At 66.5% G+C, this 16,760-nt stretch carries 13 protein-coding genes; 9 read left to right on the top strand and 4 right to left on the bottom strand.

Features of this window, described 5'->3' with window-relative positions; translation table 11 throughout:
- Positions 1-98 precede the first annotated feature (98 nt).
- Both HV681_RS02760 and HV681_RS02765 read right to left on the bottom strand, forming a co-directional pair.
- The gene (locus tag HV681_RS02760) at positions 99-3,095 is read right to left on the bottom strand and encodes a GAF domain-containing protein (RefSeq protein ID WP_175121600.1); all 2,997 of its coding nucleotides are present in this window, start codon (positions 3,093-3,095) and stop codon (positions 99-101) included.
- A 99-nt stretch (positions 3,096-3,194) separates the two neighbouring features.
- A complete protein-coding gene (locus HV681_RS02765; protein WP_175121601.1) occupies positions 3,195-4,475 on the bottom strand; it encodes an MFS transporter in 1,281 nt (426 codons plus the stop codon).
- A gap of 104 nt (positions 4,476-4,579) precedes the next feature.
- Between HV681_RS02765 and HV681_RS02770 the strand changes: the two genes are divergently transcribed.
- Together HV681_RS02770 and HV681_RS02775 are read left to right on the top strand one after the other, a co-directional pair.
- Positions 4,580-5,479 carry a LysR family transcriptional regulator gene (locus tag HV681_RS02770; protein WP_175121602.1) on the top strand — a complete coding sequence of 300 codons (900 nt, stop codon included), beginning with the start codon at positions 4,580-4,582 and terminating at the stop codon, positions 5,477-5,479.
- Positions 5,480-5,651: 172 nt separating this feature from the next.
- Complete coding sequence (locus HV681_RS02775) at positions 5,652-7,277, top strand: mucoidy inhibitor MuiA family protein (RefSeq protein ID WP_175121996.1); 1,626 nt, start codon at positions 5,652-5,654, stop codon at positions 7,275-7,277.
- Positions 7,278-7,294: 17 nt separating this feature from the next.
- On the opposite strand, the gene HV681_RS02780 is transcribed toward HV681_RS02775, so the two are convergent.
- Positions 7,295-8,479 carry an EAL domain-containing response regulator gene (locus HV681_RS02780; protein WP_496349914.1) on the bottom strand — a complete coding sequence of 395 codons (1,185 nt, stop codon included), beginning with the start codon at positions 8,477-8,479 and terminating at the stop codon, positions 7,295-7,297.
- 358 nt (positions 8,480-8,837) lie between these two features.
- Here HV681_RS02780 and HV681_RS02785 point away from each other — a divergent pair, with 358 nt between their 5' ends.
- The 4 genes from HV681_RS02785 to HV681_RS02800 all read left to right on the top strand — a co-directional run bounded on the left by HV681_RS02785 (position 8,838) and on the right by HV681_RS02800 (position 12,512).
- Positions 8,838-9,971 (top strand): 3-deoxy-7-phosphoheptulonate synthase, encoded by a 1,134-nt coding sequence (locus HV681_RS02785; RefSeq protein ID WP_254594870.1) that lies wholly within the window; start codon positions 8,838-8,840, stop codon positions 9,969-9,971.
- A 124-nt stretch (positions 9,972-10,095) separates the two neighbouring features.
- Complete coding sequence (locus HV681_RS02790; RefSeq protein ID WP_175121604.1) at positions 10,096-10,590, top strand: hypothetical protein; 495 nt, start codon at positions 10,096-10,098, stop codon at positions 10,588-10,590.
- Between the two features lie 319 nt (positions 10,591-10,909).
- Positions 10,910-11,632 (top strand): response regulator transcription factor, encoded by a 723-nt coding sequence (locus HV681_RS02795; RefSeq protein ID WP_175121605.1) that lies wholly within the window; start codon positions 10,910-10,912, stop codon positions 11,630-11,632.
- A gap of 10 nt (positions 11,633-11,642) precedes the next feature.
- Positions 11,643-12,512 (top strand): HpcH/HpaI aldolase/citrate lyase family protein, encoded by an 870-nt coding sequence (locus HV681_RS02800; protein ID WP_175121606.1) that lies wholly within the window; start codon positions 11,643-11,645, stop codon positions 12,510-12,512.
- Positions 12,513-12,646: 134 nt separating this feature from the next.
- Here HV681_RS02800 and HV681_RS28010 read toward each other — a convergent pair whose 3' ends face one another.
- Complete coding sequence (locus HV681_RS28010) at positions 12,647-12,775, bottom strand: hypothetical protein (protein ID WP_279974003.1); 129 nt, start codon at positions 12,773-12,775, stop codon at positions 12,647-12,649.
- On the opposite strand from HV681_RS28010, the gene HV681_RS02805 reads away from it, so the two are divergent.
- From HV681_RS02805 to HV681_RS02815, 3 genes are all read left to right on the top strand, one after another.
- On the top strand, positions 12,774-14,405 hold the full coding sequence (locus HV681_RS02805) for an ATP-binding cassette domain-containing protein (protein ID WP_175121607.1): 1,632 nt from the start codon (positions 12,774-12,776) through the stop codon (positions 14,403-14,405). The genes HV681_RS28010 and HV681_RS02805 overlap by 2 nt on opposite strands.
- A gap of 137 nt (positions 14,406-14,542) precedes the next feature.
- Positions 14,543-15,412 (top strand): archaetidylserine decarboxylase, encoded by an 870-nt coding sequence (gene asd / locus HV681_RS02810; protein ID WP_175121608.1) that lies wholly within the window; start codon positions 14,543-14,545, stop codon positions 15,410-15,412.
- A gap of 101 nt (positions 15,413-15,513) precedes the next feature.
- Positions 15,514-16,746 carry an alpha-hydroxy acid oxidase gene (locus HV681_RS02815; RefSeq protein ID WP_175121609.1) on the top strand — a complete coding sequence of 411 codons (1,233 nt, stop codon included), beginning with the start codon at positions 15,514-15,516 and terminating at the stop codon, positions 16,744-16,746.
- The last annotated feature ends 14 nt before the right edge of the window (positions 16,747-16,760 follow it).

Raw genomic sequence — 16,760 nt, forward strand, 5'->3', positions numbered from 1 at the left:
CCGTGCCTGACCCCCGCTTTATCTACTCCCCCTGCGGTAGTCCGCCATGGGGGGCATTTTTTACCTGCCGTTGAAACACTTGACCGCCTATTTGACCTCTACCCCGCCCGCTGCGGCCCCGCGCTCTCCTCCAGCATCCGCTGCACCCGTTCGCCCAGCGCATCCAGCGAGAACGGCTTGACAATGAGTTCCATGCCGTCCTCCAGGAAACCACCCGCGCTGGCCGCGCTTTCGGCGTAGCCCGTCATGAGCAGCACACGCAGGCCGGGGTGAGCGACGCGCGCGGCGTCCGCCAACTGCCGGCCGTTCAGGTTGGGCAGGCCAACGTCCGTCACCAGCAGGCTCAGGTTACGCGTGGACGTCACCAATTCCAGACCTGCCTCCCCGTCGCCGGCCGTCAGCACATGCAGGCCCATGTCCACCAGCGACTCGCGCACCATTTCGCGCACGTTCGTGTCGTCTTCCACGACGATGACGAAGGCCTGACCGGCCGACGCCGCTTGCGTGCCGGTCGCCCGCGGCGCATCGGCGGCCTGTTCCGGCACGCCTTGATGGCGCGGCAGGTACAGCCGCACCGACGTCCCGACGCCTTCGGCGCTTTCCAACACGGCGCTGCCGCCGGCCTGTTTGGCAAAGCCGTAGGTCATGGACAGCCCGAGCCCCGTGCCTTCGCCCAGCGGCTTGGTGGTGAAGAACGGGTCGAAGGCGTGGGCCAGCACATCGGGCGACATCCCGCAGCCCACGTCTGACACCGTGACCTCGACAAACGGGCCCGGCGTGACGCCGGGGCTCTGGCGCAGCGACGCTTCGTCCAGCTGCGTGTTTGCCGCCGCAATGGTCAACACGCCGCCATTGGGCATGGAATCGCAGGCGTTGATCACCAGGTTGAGCATCGCGTTCTCAAACTGGTTCTTGTCGCAGTTGATCGGCCACAGGTCCGGGTCCAGATCGAAGACCAGATTCACGCGCTCGCCGGTATACCGATGGAACAGGTCCATCATGGAATGCAGCGTGCCCTCCACGCTGAACGGCTTGGGGTCGATCGGCTGGCGCCGCGAGAAGGTGAGCAGGCGCTGCGTCAGGTGCGCTGCACGGTTCGCCGAATCCATGGCCACCGTGATGAACCGCTGCGCCTGTTCGGGCACGCCGGCAGACAGCTTGCGCTGAATGAGATACAGCGCACCGGTGATGCCCTGGAGCATGTTGTTGAAATCGTGCGCGATGCCGCCGGTCAGGCGTCCCACCGCCTCCATCTTCTGCGCTTGGCGCAATGCGTTCTCGGTGTCGGCCAGCGCCTCGGCCTGCGCTTTCAGATCGGAATCATCACGTCCCGCGACGTACAGGCTGTCTTGCGACCACGACATGCTCCAGGTGATCCAGCTGTAGCCGCCCTCGCGGCGCAGGACCCGGTTTTCCAGGTGCCGGGCGGGTTGCGTGCCGTCCGCCTGCGCGTGCGGCGACCAGGCGGTGCGCGTCGCATCCAGGTCGTCCGGGTGGATCAGCTCGGCCAGCCCCATCGACAGAAACTGGTCGGGACTCCAGCCCAGAATGGGTTGCACGGCCGGATTCACGCTGGCAAACCGGCCCCTGCTGTCAATGACGGCCAGCAGCTCGGGGGACATTCGCCAGATGCGATCCCGCTCGGCAATGGCGTGCTCCACCCGCTGCTCCAGCATGCGTGCGTATTGCGAACGCTCGACCGCGTCGCACATCCGTTCGGCGACTTCCTCGATGAACGCCAGATCCGCCGGCTTGAGCCGGCTGCTCGACAAGGGGCGGACCAGCAGCGCACCGCCTTGCCGCGCCCAGCGGCGCATCGGCACGACGATGGCCGACGGGCGGATGTCGCCGCCCTCTTGCGCCACCAGCGGCTGCAGATAGGTCGTGCGCCCCTTGCGGACGGCGTCGAAAAAATCTTCGCCCAGTTGTTCTGTCGCCAGTGCGTCGTGGCTCGCCAGATCGTTCTCGGACCGCCAGCAGGTCGACACCACCGGCGCCGCGCCGTCGCCGGCCCAGTCCAGAACCGCCACCAGGCCCAGCGACAGGTGCTGACCTAATCCCGCGCAGGCGGTCTCCTCGATGGCCGGCTGCAGATGCAGTTCTCGCATGCGGTCGCCCAGCGCCAGCAGGAAATTCTTGCGATGCTGGCCTTCCCACAGCTCGGTCTCGGCGGCCTTGCGCGCGGTGACGTCAAGAAACAACGCCATGATGCGATCGGGGCCTTCCTTGCGCGCCCGCGCCTCGTACCACGCATCCTTGGGCGCGGGCACGGCAAATTCAAATTGGGCGGGCTCGCCCGACTCCACCACCTGCGCGAACGTATCCAGGATCTGGCTGGGAACGCCGGGAATCATCTCGCGCAGCGTGTGGCCCAGCGTGTCGCCCTCGCGCATGCCGCTCTGGCGTTCAAAGGCGGGGTTCACCTCCAGAAAGCGGAAGTCGGCGATGCGGCCGTCCTCGCTGCGCAGCGCTTCGGCAAGAAAAAACGCTTCCTGCATGCCGTCGAACATCGCCCGCCAGCGCTCGCCGCTGCGTCGCAAGGCCACGTCCAGCAAATGCCTTTCGATCGCCAGCGCCGCGCTGCGCGTGACCAGCGCGATCGCGTCGATATCCTGCGCGGTCGGTAGCCGGCTTTCTTCGTAGTAATTGGAGAAGACGCCCAACAGCCGTCCGTCTGGCGCCTTGATCGGCGTGGACCAACACGCGCGCAAGCCATTCTCCAAGGCAAGGTCGCGCCACGGCGCCCAACGCGGATCGTTGGCAATATCGTCCGTGTAGACCGGATTGCCCGAATGCGCTGCCGCTCCCCACGAGGCGGTCATCGGCCCGATGGCTACGCGGTCCACGGCGGCATTGAACGCGTCCGGCAGGCCGGGTGCGGCGCAATGCCGCAATTCGGTTCCCGCGTCGTCCACCACCGCGATGGACGCGCGCAGCGTCACACTCGACTGCGCCTCGACGGCGTTCAGCACATGTTCCAGTACCTGCCGGATCGGTACGCCGGCAGCTATGCGCTCCAGCATGATGCGTTCGTCTTCCAGACGAGCTAGCGTGTCGGTCCATGGCAGGGACACGCGGTCTTGCTTGGTCAGCATGGTTCCCCCTATCGCAATACAGAATGTATCGCGATAGAAGCGCCCGTGGCGCAACCCTGCGTAACGCGACGCTACCCTTCCCTGAAAAAAAGGGTGCGGTCAGGCGGGGCCAGCGGCGCCCGCCGCGGGATGCCGCCGTCCCGTGCGCCAGGCGAGACCCGCGCTGATCACGAGCGCGGCGGCCAGCAACCCGCCCGCCATGGCGGCCACGCCATGCCAGCCGCCGACGGTCCAGAATTGGCCGCCAAGTGCCCCAAGCACGCTCGATCCCACGTAATAGACCAGCAGGTAGAACGAGGCGGCCAGCGCCTTGTAGCCACGCGCCATCTGCCCGACCCAGCCGCTCGCGACGGCGTGGGCCGCAAAAAAGCCGAAGGTGAAGACGACGATGCCTGCGATCAGCACGGGCAACGCGTTGGAAAGGGTCAACAGCAGGCCCCCCAGGGCAAGGCCGGACGCAGCGGCCAGCATCGCGCCGCGCCCGTGCCGGTCAGCCAGGCGGCCGAACCAGGTCGAGGCGAAGATGCCCACCAGGTAGACGACAAAGATGAACCCGATGAAGGTCTGGCTGAGCGAGAACGGCGGCAGCAGCAGGCGAAAGCCGACATAGTTGTAGACCGCGACGAACGCGCCCATCAGCAGCCCGCCCATGGCGAACAGCGCGCACAGCGGACCATTCTTCAGGTGCGCGCCGGCGCCTTCCCGCACATCCGCCCACACGCCCGCCCATCCCTGGCCCCGGCGTGGCGTGAACCGGCGCGAGGCCGGCAGCAGCCACACGAACAGCAGGGCCGCGATGAGGCCCAGCAATCCCAGCGTGCCCATCGCCGCGCGCCAGCCGAAATGGTCGGACACCAGGCCGGTGATGACCCGTCCCGACAGCCCGCCGAATGCGCTGCCGCTGATGTACAAGCCCATCGCGAAGCCCAGTGTGCCGGGCTCCACCTCTTCGGCCAGGTAGGCCATGGCTACGGCGGGCACCCCGCCCATCGCCACGCCTTGTAGCGCGCGCAGCGCCAGGAGACTCTGCCAGTCCGGCGCGACGGCCGCGACGGTTCCGAGGACGGCGGAGGCAAACAGGGACCACGCCATAACCCGCTTGCGCGGCAAGGCGGCGGAAAACAGGCCCACAAAGAAGATCGCGATGGCCAGGAACCCCGTGCACAGCGACAGCACCAGGCTGCTCTGCGCCGGCGATACGTTGAACGCATGGGTGAACAGCGGCATCAGCGGCTGCACGCAGTACAGGAGGGAAAAGGTGGAAAAACCGGCGGCAAAGAGCGCCCACTGGGCACGGCGCAGTCCCGGCGTACCGCGCGCCAGATATTCGGGCGCCGTGGCGCCACGTTCGGTTGCGGGACTTGCAGAAGGGGTAGACATCAGGATTCTCGAAAAACACCGGGCTTGAGCCCGTGCAGACAAAGTAGACTTTTCCCCTGCATATGTCCAATATATGAAACCTGAACCGTTCATATTTAAAAACGATGGAATTGCGCCACCTGCGTTACTTCACCGCCGTTGCCGAGGAACTGCACTTCACGCGCGCGGCGGCCCGCCTGGGCATCGGCCAGCCTCCGCTCAGCCAGCAGATCCAGCAACTGGAACGCGAGATCGGCACGCCGTTGTTCCTTCGCCTGCCCCGGGGCATCGCGCTGACCGAGGCCGGCGCCCAGTTCCTGGACGATGCGCGCGCCATCCTGGCCAGCGCCGACCGCGCCATCGACATGGCCAGACGGCTGGGCCGCGGCGAACGCGGGGCCATCACGGTGGGCTTTACCGCATCGGCCGTATTCCACCCCTACCTGCCCCGTGCCATCCGCGCTTACCGCGACCGCTATCCCGACGTGCGCATCACCCTGACCGAAAGCAATACCATCTCGCTGCTGCGCGGGCTGCGCGCCGGCGAGGTGGATGTCGCCTTCGTGCGTCCCCCTTATGTGCTGGACGCCGAATTCGAATCCGAGCGCGTGCTGGACGAGCCGATGCTGATTGCTCTGCCGCCTGGCCATCCGCTCAGCCGCAAACGTGCCGTTCCCATCGCCGAACTGGCTGACGAGGATTTTGTGCTGTATCCGCGGCCCATCGGCGCGGGCCTGTACGACGCCATCCAGTCCGCCTGCCAGCGCGCCGGCTTTGCGCCGCGCGTCATCCAGGAGGCCCCGCAGATGGCGTCGATCGTGAGTCTGGTGGCGGCGGGCGTCGGCATTTCGATCGTGCCCGCCGCCATGCGGCACATGGGCGCGCAAGGCATCGAGTACCGGCCCATCAAGGGCGATGCCCCGCACGCCCTGCTGGACATGGCGTACCGGCGGCACGACCGATCGGTGGCTGCGGAAAACGCGGTCGGCATGTTGCGGCGGCTGGCGCATCCGGAACGCGATTGAGTTTTCACGAACCCGCCGTTTCCCCCTGTCGCGTTTGTCATTTCCTGTAAACCGTCCGCGCGATGCCGGCGATAGACTCTCGCGCTTGCCGGCGATGCGTCCCCGTGGGAGACCCGCTGTCAGCCGCGTTCAACTTTATAAAGGTGCTCCCGTGAGACGTACCCTTCTGGCCCTGGCTTTTGCGTCGATCCCCGGACTGGCTGCCGCCGCCGCGCTGCCCTCCTCCATCGGCGCCGTCACTGTCTACCAGGATCGCGCCGTCGTCACCCGCGCCGCCAGCAGCGAGCTAGCCGCGGGCGAACACGAGCTGGTGCTGGAAAACCTGCCCGCGTCGCTCCAGGAAAACTCGCTGCAGGTGTCCGCCAAGAGCACCGGCCAGGCCACGCTGCTTGACGTCAAGGTCAGCGACGTCTATCAGGCCGCCACCGCCAACGAACGCGTGCGCCAGATCGAGGCGCAGATCGACAAGCTGGTCAGCCGCCAGGCCGCGCTGGACGACGAAGCCGCGGTGCTGGACAACCAGCGTGAACTCATCCTGATGATGCAGCGCGGCGCCACGGAACCGGCCAAGGACGGCGCGCGGCTCACGCTGGACGAACTGAAGGCGATCCAGACCCTCAGCGCCGAGTCGCTGGCCACGACGCTGGCGGGCCTGCGGCGCGTGGCAGAACAAAAGACCGAGCTGGAGCGCGAGATGACGGCGCTGCAAACCCAGCTTGGCCTGGTGCGCGGCGAATCGGGCCGTCGCACGAAGACCGTCACCTTGCGGGTCAACATGGCGCGCGCGGGCAAGCTGGATCTGGCGCTGTCGTATGCGGTGGCGGGCGCACGCTGGACGCCGGCCTACGACGCGCGCCTGCGCCCCGCCGACCGCAATGTGGATCTGGGCTACTTCGGCGTCATCCGCCAGAACACCGGCGAAGACTGGAAGAACGTGACGTTGACGCTGTCCACCGCCCGGCCGTCCCTGGGCGGCGGGGCGCCAACGCTGCGTCCGTGGATCATCGACGTGGCCGCACCGCCCCCGCCGCCCCGGCCCGTTGCCGCGCCCGCCCCCGCCGCCGTGCAGGCCGAGATGCACGCCAAGCGTGCGCCGCGCGCCAGTGCGATGGAAGACAGCGCCGTGCTGCCCGAGCCCGAGGCCGAAGCCATCGAAGTCTCGACGGCCCAGGTCCAGAACGCCGCGACCAGCGCGTCGTTCCAGATCAAGAATCCGGCCACGCTGCTGTCGGACAACACCACGCAACGCGTCGCCATCGCAGCGGCCAAGCTGCCTGCAACCTTGCAATACCAATCCACGCCGGGGCTGCGCGAGACCGTCTACCTGACGGCGCAGGCCAGCAACAACACCGACTTCCCCTTCCTGGCCGGTCCGCTCAATACCTTCCTGGACGACGCGTTCGTGGCCTCAGGCGCCATGAAGGCCGTGATGCCCGGCGAAAAACTGGAGCTGGCCCTCGGCGCCGACGATGGGATTTCCATCAAGCGCCAACTGGTGAACCGCTATACCGAAAGCACCGGTTTCTCGGGCAGCGGCAAGCGCGTCACCTACGAGTACAAGATCACCGTCAAGAACAACAAGGCCACCAAGGAACAGGTGTCCTTCGCGGACCGCCTGCCCATCTCGCGCAACGAGAAGATCGTGGTCAAGCTGCTGTCGCCGTCCGAGCGCGACATCAAGCGCGAGGAAGACGGCAAGCTGGTGTGGGACTGGGAACTTGAGCCGGGCAAGTCGCGCGAGACCGTGCTGAAATTTTCGGTCGACTATCCGGGTGACGTTGCCGTGTTCGGTCTGTGACGTGCAACCTGTGACCCTCAATGCGTGCGGCAGAACTCGATGAACGCTTCGGGGTCCAGGGGCACGGAAATCCCGTAGCCCTGCGCCACATCGCAACCCAGTTCGCGCAGGAGCTGCACATCGCGCTCCTGCTCGACGCCTTCGGCGACCACGCGCCGGCCCAGCACCCGCCCCATTTCAATCGCGGCCGCCACGACGGCGCGCGAGGCGGGCTCGCGGTGCATATGCACGATGAAGTCGCGGTCGATCTTCAATTCATTGAACGGCATGGCCGAAAAGAGCCGCATGGACGCAATTCCGGCGCCGAAATCGTCCATCGCCAGCTCAAAGCCGCGCACACGTAGAAGGTTCAGCGTCGACGACAGCGCGAGCCAGTCGTTGACCGGCTCATCCTCGGTAAGCTCCACCTTGATCAGCCGAGCAGGCAATCCCGCCTGCCCGACCTTCTGCTCCAACAGGCCGGGCAAGTCGCGCGAGCACAGCGTGGATGCCGAGGCGTTGATCGCAATCGGCACGGCAATGTCCTCGTCCTGCATCTGGCGCAACACGCTCAGCACGCGGTCGGTGACGCGGCTGAACAGCATGCGGTCCATGCCAAGCCGGTGCGCCGCCGGTACGAAGTCCGCAGCGGAAATGGCGCCCAGCTTCGGATCGATCCAGCGCGACAGCGCCTCGGCCGCGACCACGCGGCCCGTCGACAGGCTGATCTGGGGTTGCAGCACCACGCTCATGCCGGTGCCGGAAAGCAGCGCCTGGCTCAGCGCGGCTTCCATGACTTCGCGACGCACCGACTTGGGTTTGTCTGGCGACGCTGATTCGTCGTCGATGCTGTGCAGCGCATTCTTGATGGCCTGTTGCATCGCCACGCGCGACACGGGCTTGGACAGCGCCTGCGCCGACGGGCAACCGGCTTGCAGGGCCAGGCGGACATGCGACTGCAGCAGTTCGTCGCTCAGGCTGCTGATCCAGATGATCGGCGGCATGCTTTTCAGGCGCCCCGCGTCCACCAGCCTGCGCAGGTCGTTGGGCAGCCGCGTGCCGTCGCCTTCGCCCATCACGATGTCGCTGATCAGCACATCATGATATTGACGCGTGATCGCGCCAACCGCCTCGATGCTGCTTGCCAAGCCCGCCACGCGGCGATAGCCCAATGCCAGCAGCATGTTCTGCAGGTAGGCGCGTTCGACTGGGTGATCTTCCACGAGAAGAATCCGTCGGGACGCTCCGGCATCGGGTTTTGGCATTGCTGACCGTCCTGGACCTGTATACACGGTAAGAAGCCGCACGCGGCCCCCGCCTGCGCCTGCCGCAAGCCGGTTGCACCCGGCCAACTGAGAGCGTGAATCAATGCTAAGGCATCCACGCGAAACATGTCTTTATCGATAACGGGTTAATTCAGTTCGTCACCGATAGGCGTAGCCAGCGGCGCCTCCGCCGTCCGGCTCCGTTCATTGGGGCCTGTCCCCGCCGCACAGACTTGCCGCAGCCACCCATCCGCCTCCACCGTCCGCGGGTGCGATAATGGCGGACTTTCCCGCATCTACCGGCACGGAGCTTCTCTTGACCCGCATTGACGACCCCCTGCACGACCGCGAGGTCGGCGCCGCCGACGCCACCCAGGACAACACGCGCACCGACGACACCCGCATCAGCGCCGTGCGCCCGCTGATCTCCCCCGCGCTGCTGCAGGATGAACTGCCGGTGTCGGCCGACATCCAGACGCTCGTCGAGCAAAGCCGCGCGCAGATCGCCGACGTGCTGCACGGCCGCGACGACCGGCTGGTCCTGGTGGTAGGCCCCTGCTCCATCCACGACCACGCGCAAGCCATGGAATACGCGCACAAGCTGCGCGCCGCCGCCGACGAGCACAAGAAAGACCTGCTGATCATCATGCGCGTGTACTTCGAGAAGCCCCGCACCACCGTCGGCTGGAAGGGCTACATCAATGACCCGCGCCTGGACGGCAGCTTCCGCATCAACGAAGGCCTGCGCCGCGCCCGCGAACTGCTGCTGGACATCAGCGGCCTGGGTCTGCCCATCGCCACGGAATTCCTGGACCTGCTCAGCCCGCAGTACATCGCCGACCTGATCGCGTGGGGCGCCATCGGCGCACGCACCACGGAAAGCCCCAGCCACCGTCAGCTGAGCTCGGGCCTGAGCTGCCCGCTGGGCTTCAAGAACGGCACCGACGGCGGCGTGCAGATCGCGGCCGACGCGATGGTCGCCGCGAGCGCCAAGCACGCGTTCATGGGCATGACCAAAATGGGCATGGCCGCCATCTTCGAAACCCGCGGCAACCAGGACACCCACGTGATCCTGCGCGGCGGCAAGCAAGGCCCGAACTACGACGCCGCCAGCGTGCAAGCCTGTTGCGACGCCCTGCGCAAGGCCGGCCAGCGCGAACAGGTCATGATCGACTGCTCGCACGCCAACTCCAACAAGTCGCACGTGCGCCAGATCGACGTGGCCAACGACATTGCCGCCCAACTTGCCCAAGGCGACTCCCGCATCACTGGCGTCATGATCGAAAGCCATCTTGAAGAAGGCCGCCAGGACCTCAAGCCCGGTGAGCCGCTGCGTCATGGCGTCTCCATCACCGACGCTTGCCTGGGCTGGACGCAGACCGAGCCCGTCCTGGCCGCCCTGGCCCTGGCCGTGCGCCAGCGCCGCGAAAAGCTCGCCGCGCGCGGTTAATCGCTCGCGGGTGTCCGGCGCGGGGTAGCCCCCGCGCCAGCTGTTACAGCACGCACCTGAAACAATTGGTATCATGCGCGTTTTCGGGGGCCTTGCGCCCCCTCCCGCTTCTTTTCGTTCAGGTATGGATCGTTCTCGCCTTGTAGGGGCCGCACCGGCCCAGTCCGCCCCCATGCGGCACAGCATTTTCATTTACACCGAAGAACAACGCGGCAACCAGATGGTCGAGTCCCGCGTGATCGGCATGATGTCCGACGTGTCCGGGTCGGAAAAACTCATCGTCGTGGAAGACCCGTTTCACGGGCTCAAGTACGTCTACCGCATCGACCACGAGAGCAACAACCTGGACGCGGCCGCCATCACCGAGATCGACGAGTCGCGGTTCAACGGCAAGTCCTCGATCGAGATCAATGCCATGTCGTACCGGCTGGGCACCGCGGACAATGCCGTCAAGCTCTTGCGCGGCAAGACGCGCTGGATCCAGGACAAGGGCTCGGTGCTGTCGGTGCTGCTGCAAAATGCTGCTGCGCGCAAAACGCGCTTTGCGCCGGCCCGGATTGAACGCGATCGGATGCGCAAAGTGCCCGAGGGTGTGCCGGTCGAATTACTCCCTTCGTAGACGGGACGGTATCCACCCCGGTTCTTCTTATCCACAGAATTTGTGGATAAGAAAAACCCAAACGCCCGGCTGATGGCCTTTCGGGCGATGCGCACCGGGCTGCGCAATTTTTGACCAACTGATTTTTCCCTGACGCCTGGATTGCATCCTTGATCCATGCCGCGCCGCCGCATCGGCGGGAATGATATTCTGCGCGCACGCAGGCCAAAGACGTATACCGTCGTCCCCTGATTTTTCCGCGCGATCGCGGCCATTCAAGAATTCACAGCATGACCAGAACACACCTGTTCGCCCCCGGAGCGCCCAAGCGCGCCACACCGTGACGATCATCGTCGTCGACGACCACGGGGATTGGCGCGATTCCATCGCCGAGTACATCCAGGACCTGGGCCTGGACAAGACCATCCTCACCGCAGGCTCGCTGGCCGAGCTTGACGAGCTGTTGCTCACCGTAACGCCCGCGATCCTCGTGCTGGACGCCATGCTGCCGGACGGCGATGGGCTGGCGCGCGTGTCGCATCTGCGCACCTCCTATCCGTCAATGGGCATCATCATGCTCACCGGACGGCTCCTGAGCGAAGACAAGGTATCGGGCCTGAGTCTGGGCGCCGACCACTACCTGACCAAGCCCGTCAACCTGGCCGAACTCGGCGCCACGCTGGTGTCGCTGTCGCGGCGCCTGCGCGTCGTGCCGGCCGCCGACACAGAGGATGCGCAATCGGACGCCTGGCGCTTCGACCCCGCGCGCCGCACGCTGACCTCGCCCAGCCAGATCAGCGTCGACATCACCGATACCGAAAGCCGCCTGATCGGCGCGCTGATCCAGGCGGCGCCACTGCCGCTGACGCGCGCCCGCCTCGTTGAAGCCCTGGGCGCAAGCGCCGAGGCCTACGACACGCATCGGCTGGACGCCCACATGCATCGGCTGCGGCGCAAGCTGCGCGAGCTGGCCGGTGGCGACCTGGGCATCCGCACCGTCTATGGCGTGGGCTACGTCTGCACCACGCCCGTCACCATCGTCGGCAGCCTGCCCAAACTCTGAGACCGCCCGCATGAACGCCCCTATCCGCCCCCGCCGCTCCGTTCTCTACATGCCCGGCGCCAACGCGCGCGCATTGGACAAGGCACGCACGCTCGATGCGGACGCGCTGATCCTCGACCTGGAAGACGCGGTGGCGCCCGACGCCAAGGCGCAGGCCCGTGCCCAGGTCGCCGCGGCGCTGCGCGAAGGCGGCTACGGACGGCGCGAGTGCATCGTGCGCGTCAACGCGCTGGATACGCCGTGGGGGATGGACGACGTGCGCGCCGTTGCGCAAGCCGGCGCCGATGCCGAGCTGCTGCCCAAGGTCGAATCCCCCGCCCAGCTGGCCGCGCTGGCGCAGGCCCTGGACGCGGCGGGCGCGCCCATGGATCTGCCGTTGTGGGCCATGGCCGAAACACCGCTGGGCTTTCTGCGGCTCGATGCCATCGCCGGCGGCCATGCACGGCTGGCCGCCATCGTCGTCGGCACGTCTGATCTGGTGAAGGATCTGCATGCGCGCCACACGCCGTCGCGCGACGAGACGCTGCTGGCGCGCTCGCTTGCCGTGATGGCGGCACGGGCGCACGGCCTTGCGGTTCTGGATGGCGTCCATCTGGATCTGAACGACGATGCTGGCTTGAAGGACGCCTGCCGGCAAGGACGCGACCAGGGCTTCGATGGCAAGACGCTGATCCATCCGCGCCAGATCGCCGCTGCGAATGCCGCCTTTGCGCCGACGGCAGAAGAGCTCGATACGGCGCGCAAACGGCTGGACGCGTGGCGGGCCGCGCAGGCCGAAGGTAAAGGCGTCGCGGTGGTTGACGGGACCTTGGTCGAGAACCTGCATGCCAGCGAGGCCGAGCGCGTGCTGGCGCTGGCGGGGGCGATTCAGACGCCGTAGGGGGATGCGGCCGGAACTGTCCGGCCGCATCGCGCCAACCGAGGCTGCCCGCCCAGACCTTCCCGGCCGGACCTTCCCGGCCGGAGCTTCCCGCCCAGGTACAATCCCCCCCTTCGTTCGGATTGAGTCCGCTTTCATCCGAACACGTTCGCGCCGGCGCGCATGATGCGCGTGCCATCCCGCCGCGGTTCCTGCTTTCCTGCATACAGCCCCCAGAGGGCGTCTTGCCGCGCGCGCATCGCGCCATCCAGTCCTACATTCATGATCCGCTTCCAACAAGTTTCACTCATGCGCGGCGTCAAGCCGTTGCTCGACAAGGTCGACCTGCTTCTGAACCCCGGCGACAAGATCGGCCTCATCGGCGCCAATGGCGCGGGCAAGTCGAGTCTGTTCGGCCTCTTGCGCGGCACGCTGCACGCCGATCAGGGAGACCTGGACTACCCGGCGTCCTGGCGCGTGGCCCACGTCGCGCAGGAAACCCCTGCGCTGGACCGCCCCGCCATCGAGTACGCGATCGACGGCGACACCACGCTGCGCAAGCTGGAAGCGGAACTGGCCGCGCTGGAAGCCGAGCCTGAAAGCGCCGAAAACGGCCTGCGCATGGGCGAGATCTACGCCGCGCTGGCCGACGCCGATGCCTACACCGTCCATTCGCGCGCCGAGCAGTTGCTGACCGGCCTGGGCTTCACGCAGGCGCAGATGCACCTGCCGCTCACCAGCTTCTCGGGCGGCTGGCGCATGCGACTGAACCTGGCGCAGGCGCTGATGTGCCCGTCCGACCTGCTGCTGCTGGACGAGCCCACCAACCACCTGGATCTGGACGCGATCATCTGGCTGGAAGACTGGCTCAAGCGCTATCCGGGCACGCTCATCGTCATCTCGCACGATCGGGACTTCCTGGACGGCGTGGTGAACGTGATCGTCCACATCGACGAACGCAAGCTCAAGCGCTACTCGGGCCACTATTCGTCGTTTGAACGCCAGCGCGCCGCGCAGCTTGAACTGGCGCAGGGCATGATGGAAAAGCAGATGCGCCAGCGCGCGCACCTGCAATCGTTCATTGACCGCTTCAAGGCGCAAGCCAGCAAGGCACGCCAGGCGCAGAGCCGCATCAAGGCCCTGGCCCGCATGGAAGAAGTGGCGCCCCTGCGCGCCGCAGCCGAGTTCTCGTTCGAATTCCGCGAGCCACTGCGCGCGCCCAATCCGCTGCTGACGATGGACAAGGTCAGCGCGGGCTATCGCATCGAGGACGAGGCCACCGAAGCCGTGTCCGACAAGATCATCGTGTCGGGTATCAACTTCTCGCTGCAGGCGGGCCAGCGCATCGGCCTGTTGGGCATCAACGGCGCAGGCAAGTCGACCTTCATCAAGACCATCGCGGGCGAGATCGAATCGCTGGCCGGCGACACGCAGTTCAACAAGGGATTGTCCATCGGCTACTTCGCGCAGCATCAGGTCGAGATGCTGCGGCACGACGAATCTCCGTTGTGGCACATGACTAAGATTGCGCCGACCGTACGCGAACAGGAACTGCGCAACTTCCTGGGCAGCTTCAATTTCAATGGCGCGATGGCCACCAGCTCGATCGCGCCTTTCTCTGGCGGCGAAAAGGCACGGCTGGCGCTGGCGCTAATCGTGTGGCAACGCCCCAACCTGCTGCTGCTGGACGAACCCACCAACCACCTTGACCTGGAAACGCGCGAGGCGCTGACGGATGCGCTGGCGCAGTTCGAAGGCACGCTGGTGCTGGTGTCGCATGATCGCCATCTGCTGCGCGCCACGACCGACCAGTTCATCATCGTTGCGGACGGCAAGGTCAACCCGTTCGACGGCGACCTGGACGACTACAAGGACTGGCTCTACAAGACCAAGCTGGCGGCCAAGGCGGCCTGAGCGCGTTTTTGCGCGCCGTGCGCGCGCAACCGCGTTACAATCGCGCCGAATTGCCGGACTCCAGCGTCAACCTGGCCCGCACGGCAACCATCAACCACGTCCCGCTGTATGCGGGACGCGTTTTTTTAGCGCCATAGATGCCTATCAAAGACCAACTTTTTCTTGCCAGCCAGTATCTCGCGCCGCACCACCTGGTGTCGCGCTTCTTCGGATACGCATCGGACTGCCGCGAACCCGCGGTGAAGAACTGGATGATCTCGCGTTTCGTCCGCAAGTACGGCGTGAACATGAGCGAGGCGCTGCAAGAAGACCCGTTGGCCTACGACTGCTTCAATGACTTCTTCACGCGTGCGCTGAAAGACGGCGCGCGCCCGCTGGACGAAGAACCTGGCTCGGTGGTGTGTCCGGCCGACGGCGCCATCAGCCAGATGGGCGCGATCGAACAAGGCCGCATCTTTCAGGCCAAGGGCCACAGCTACGGACTCGCGGACCTCCTGGGTGGCGACACCGAGCGCGCCGCGCCGTTCCAGGGCGGCCAGTTCGCCACCATCTACCTGTCGCCCAAGGACTACCATCGCGTCCACATGCCCGTCGCCGGCACGCTGCGCGAAATGATCCACGTGCCGGGGCGCCTGTTCTCCGTCAACCCGCTGACCGCCCGCAACGTGCCGCGCCTGTTCGCGCGCAATGAGCGCGTCGTCTGCATCTTCGACACCGAGCACGGTCCCATGGCCGTGGTGCTGGTGGGCGCGATGATCGTGGCGTCCATCGAAACCGTGTGGGCAGGCCTGGTCACGCCGTTCAAGCGCCGGGTCAAGTCCGTGCGCTACGACGCGGCTGCCCGCGCGCCCATCTTTCTTGAAAAGGGCGCCGAGATGGGCCGCTTCAAGCTGGGTTCCACGGCCATCGTCCTGTTCGGCCCCGACAAGATCCGCTGGGCCGACACGCCCTCGGTGACGGGCCCGGTGCGCATGGGCGAGCTGCTGGCGCTGCCCACGCAGGCATAAAGCACAAAACCTGTTCGTCAGAAGCGAACAGGTAACTTCAGTTTTATTCGCTTTCTGCGTTCGACGGCCGTTGCTAGATTACGGGCTTTTACCGGCCCGCCATGACTACCACCGCCCTGCCCGCCGCGACCCCTGACGCCGCCTCTGGCGCCCTCGCCCGCAAGCTGCCCCGCGCGCTCGGGCGCATGCTATCCCTGGACGATTTCGAAGCCGCGGCTCGCCGCCGGCTGCCGCGCCCGATCTTCGGCTACATCGCCGGCGCAGCCGAAGACAACCAATCGCTCAAAGGCAACCGCGAAGCCTTCGCGCAGTACGCGTTCACGCCGCGCGTCCTGGTGGATGTCTCCCGCCGCACGCAACAGACCGATCTGTTTGGCCGCACCTACGCGTCGCCCTTCGGCATCGCACCCATGGGCATCAGCGCGCTGTCGGCTTACCGGGGCGATATCGTGCTGGCGCGCGCGGCGCGCGAGCAGAACGTGCCCGCGATCCTGAGCGGCACCTCGCTGATTCCACTTGAAGCCGTCATCGCCGAAGCGCCTGGCACCTGGTTCCAGGCCTACCTGCCCGGCGACCCCGCCAAGATCGACGCGCTGATCGAACGCGCGCGGCGCGCGGGCTTCGAAACCCTGGTGCTGACCGTGGACATTCCCGTGTCCGCGAACCGCGAGAACAACGTGCGCACGGGTTTCTCGACGCCGCTCAGGCCCAGCTTGCGCCTGGCCCTGGACGGGCTGGCGCGCCCGCGCTGGCTGGCCGGCACGTTCGTGCGCACGCTGCTGGCGCATGGCATGCCGCACTTCGAGAATTCCTTCGCCACGCGCGGCGCGCCCATCGTCTCCGCCTCGGTGCTGCGCGACTTCACGGCACGCGACCATCTCAGTTGGGAACACGTGGCGCGCATCCGCCGGCAATGGCCGGGCACACTCGTCATCAAGGGCATCCTGCACCCGCGCGACGCGGCGCTGGCGCGGCAGCATGGCGCGGACGGCATCATCGTGTCCAATCACGGGGCGCGCCAGCTTGATGGCGCCATCTCGCCGCTGCGTGCCTTGCCTGGCGTGGTCGCCCAGGCCGGCACGATGACCGTGATGATGGACAGCGGCGTGCGGCGCGGCGGCGATGTGCTCAAGGCGCTGGCCCTGGGCGCGCGTTGCGTGTTCGTGGGCCGCCCCTTCAACTACGCCGCAGCCGTAGGTGGCCAGCAAGGCGTGGCGCATGCCATCGGACTGCTGCGCGCCGAGGTCGACCGCAACATGGCCATGCTGGGCATCAATCGCCTTGACGAAATGGACGCCAGCCTGATCTGCCGGGAAGGCGAGCAGTCTGCCTGAGGCCGCCGCGCCAG

The organism is Achromobacter animicus (genome assembly GCF_902859585.1).
Taxonomy (GTDB): Bacteria; Pseudomonadota; Gammaproteobacteria; order Burkholderiales; family Burkholderiaceae_B; genus Achromobacter; species Achromobacter animicus.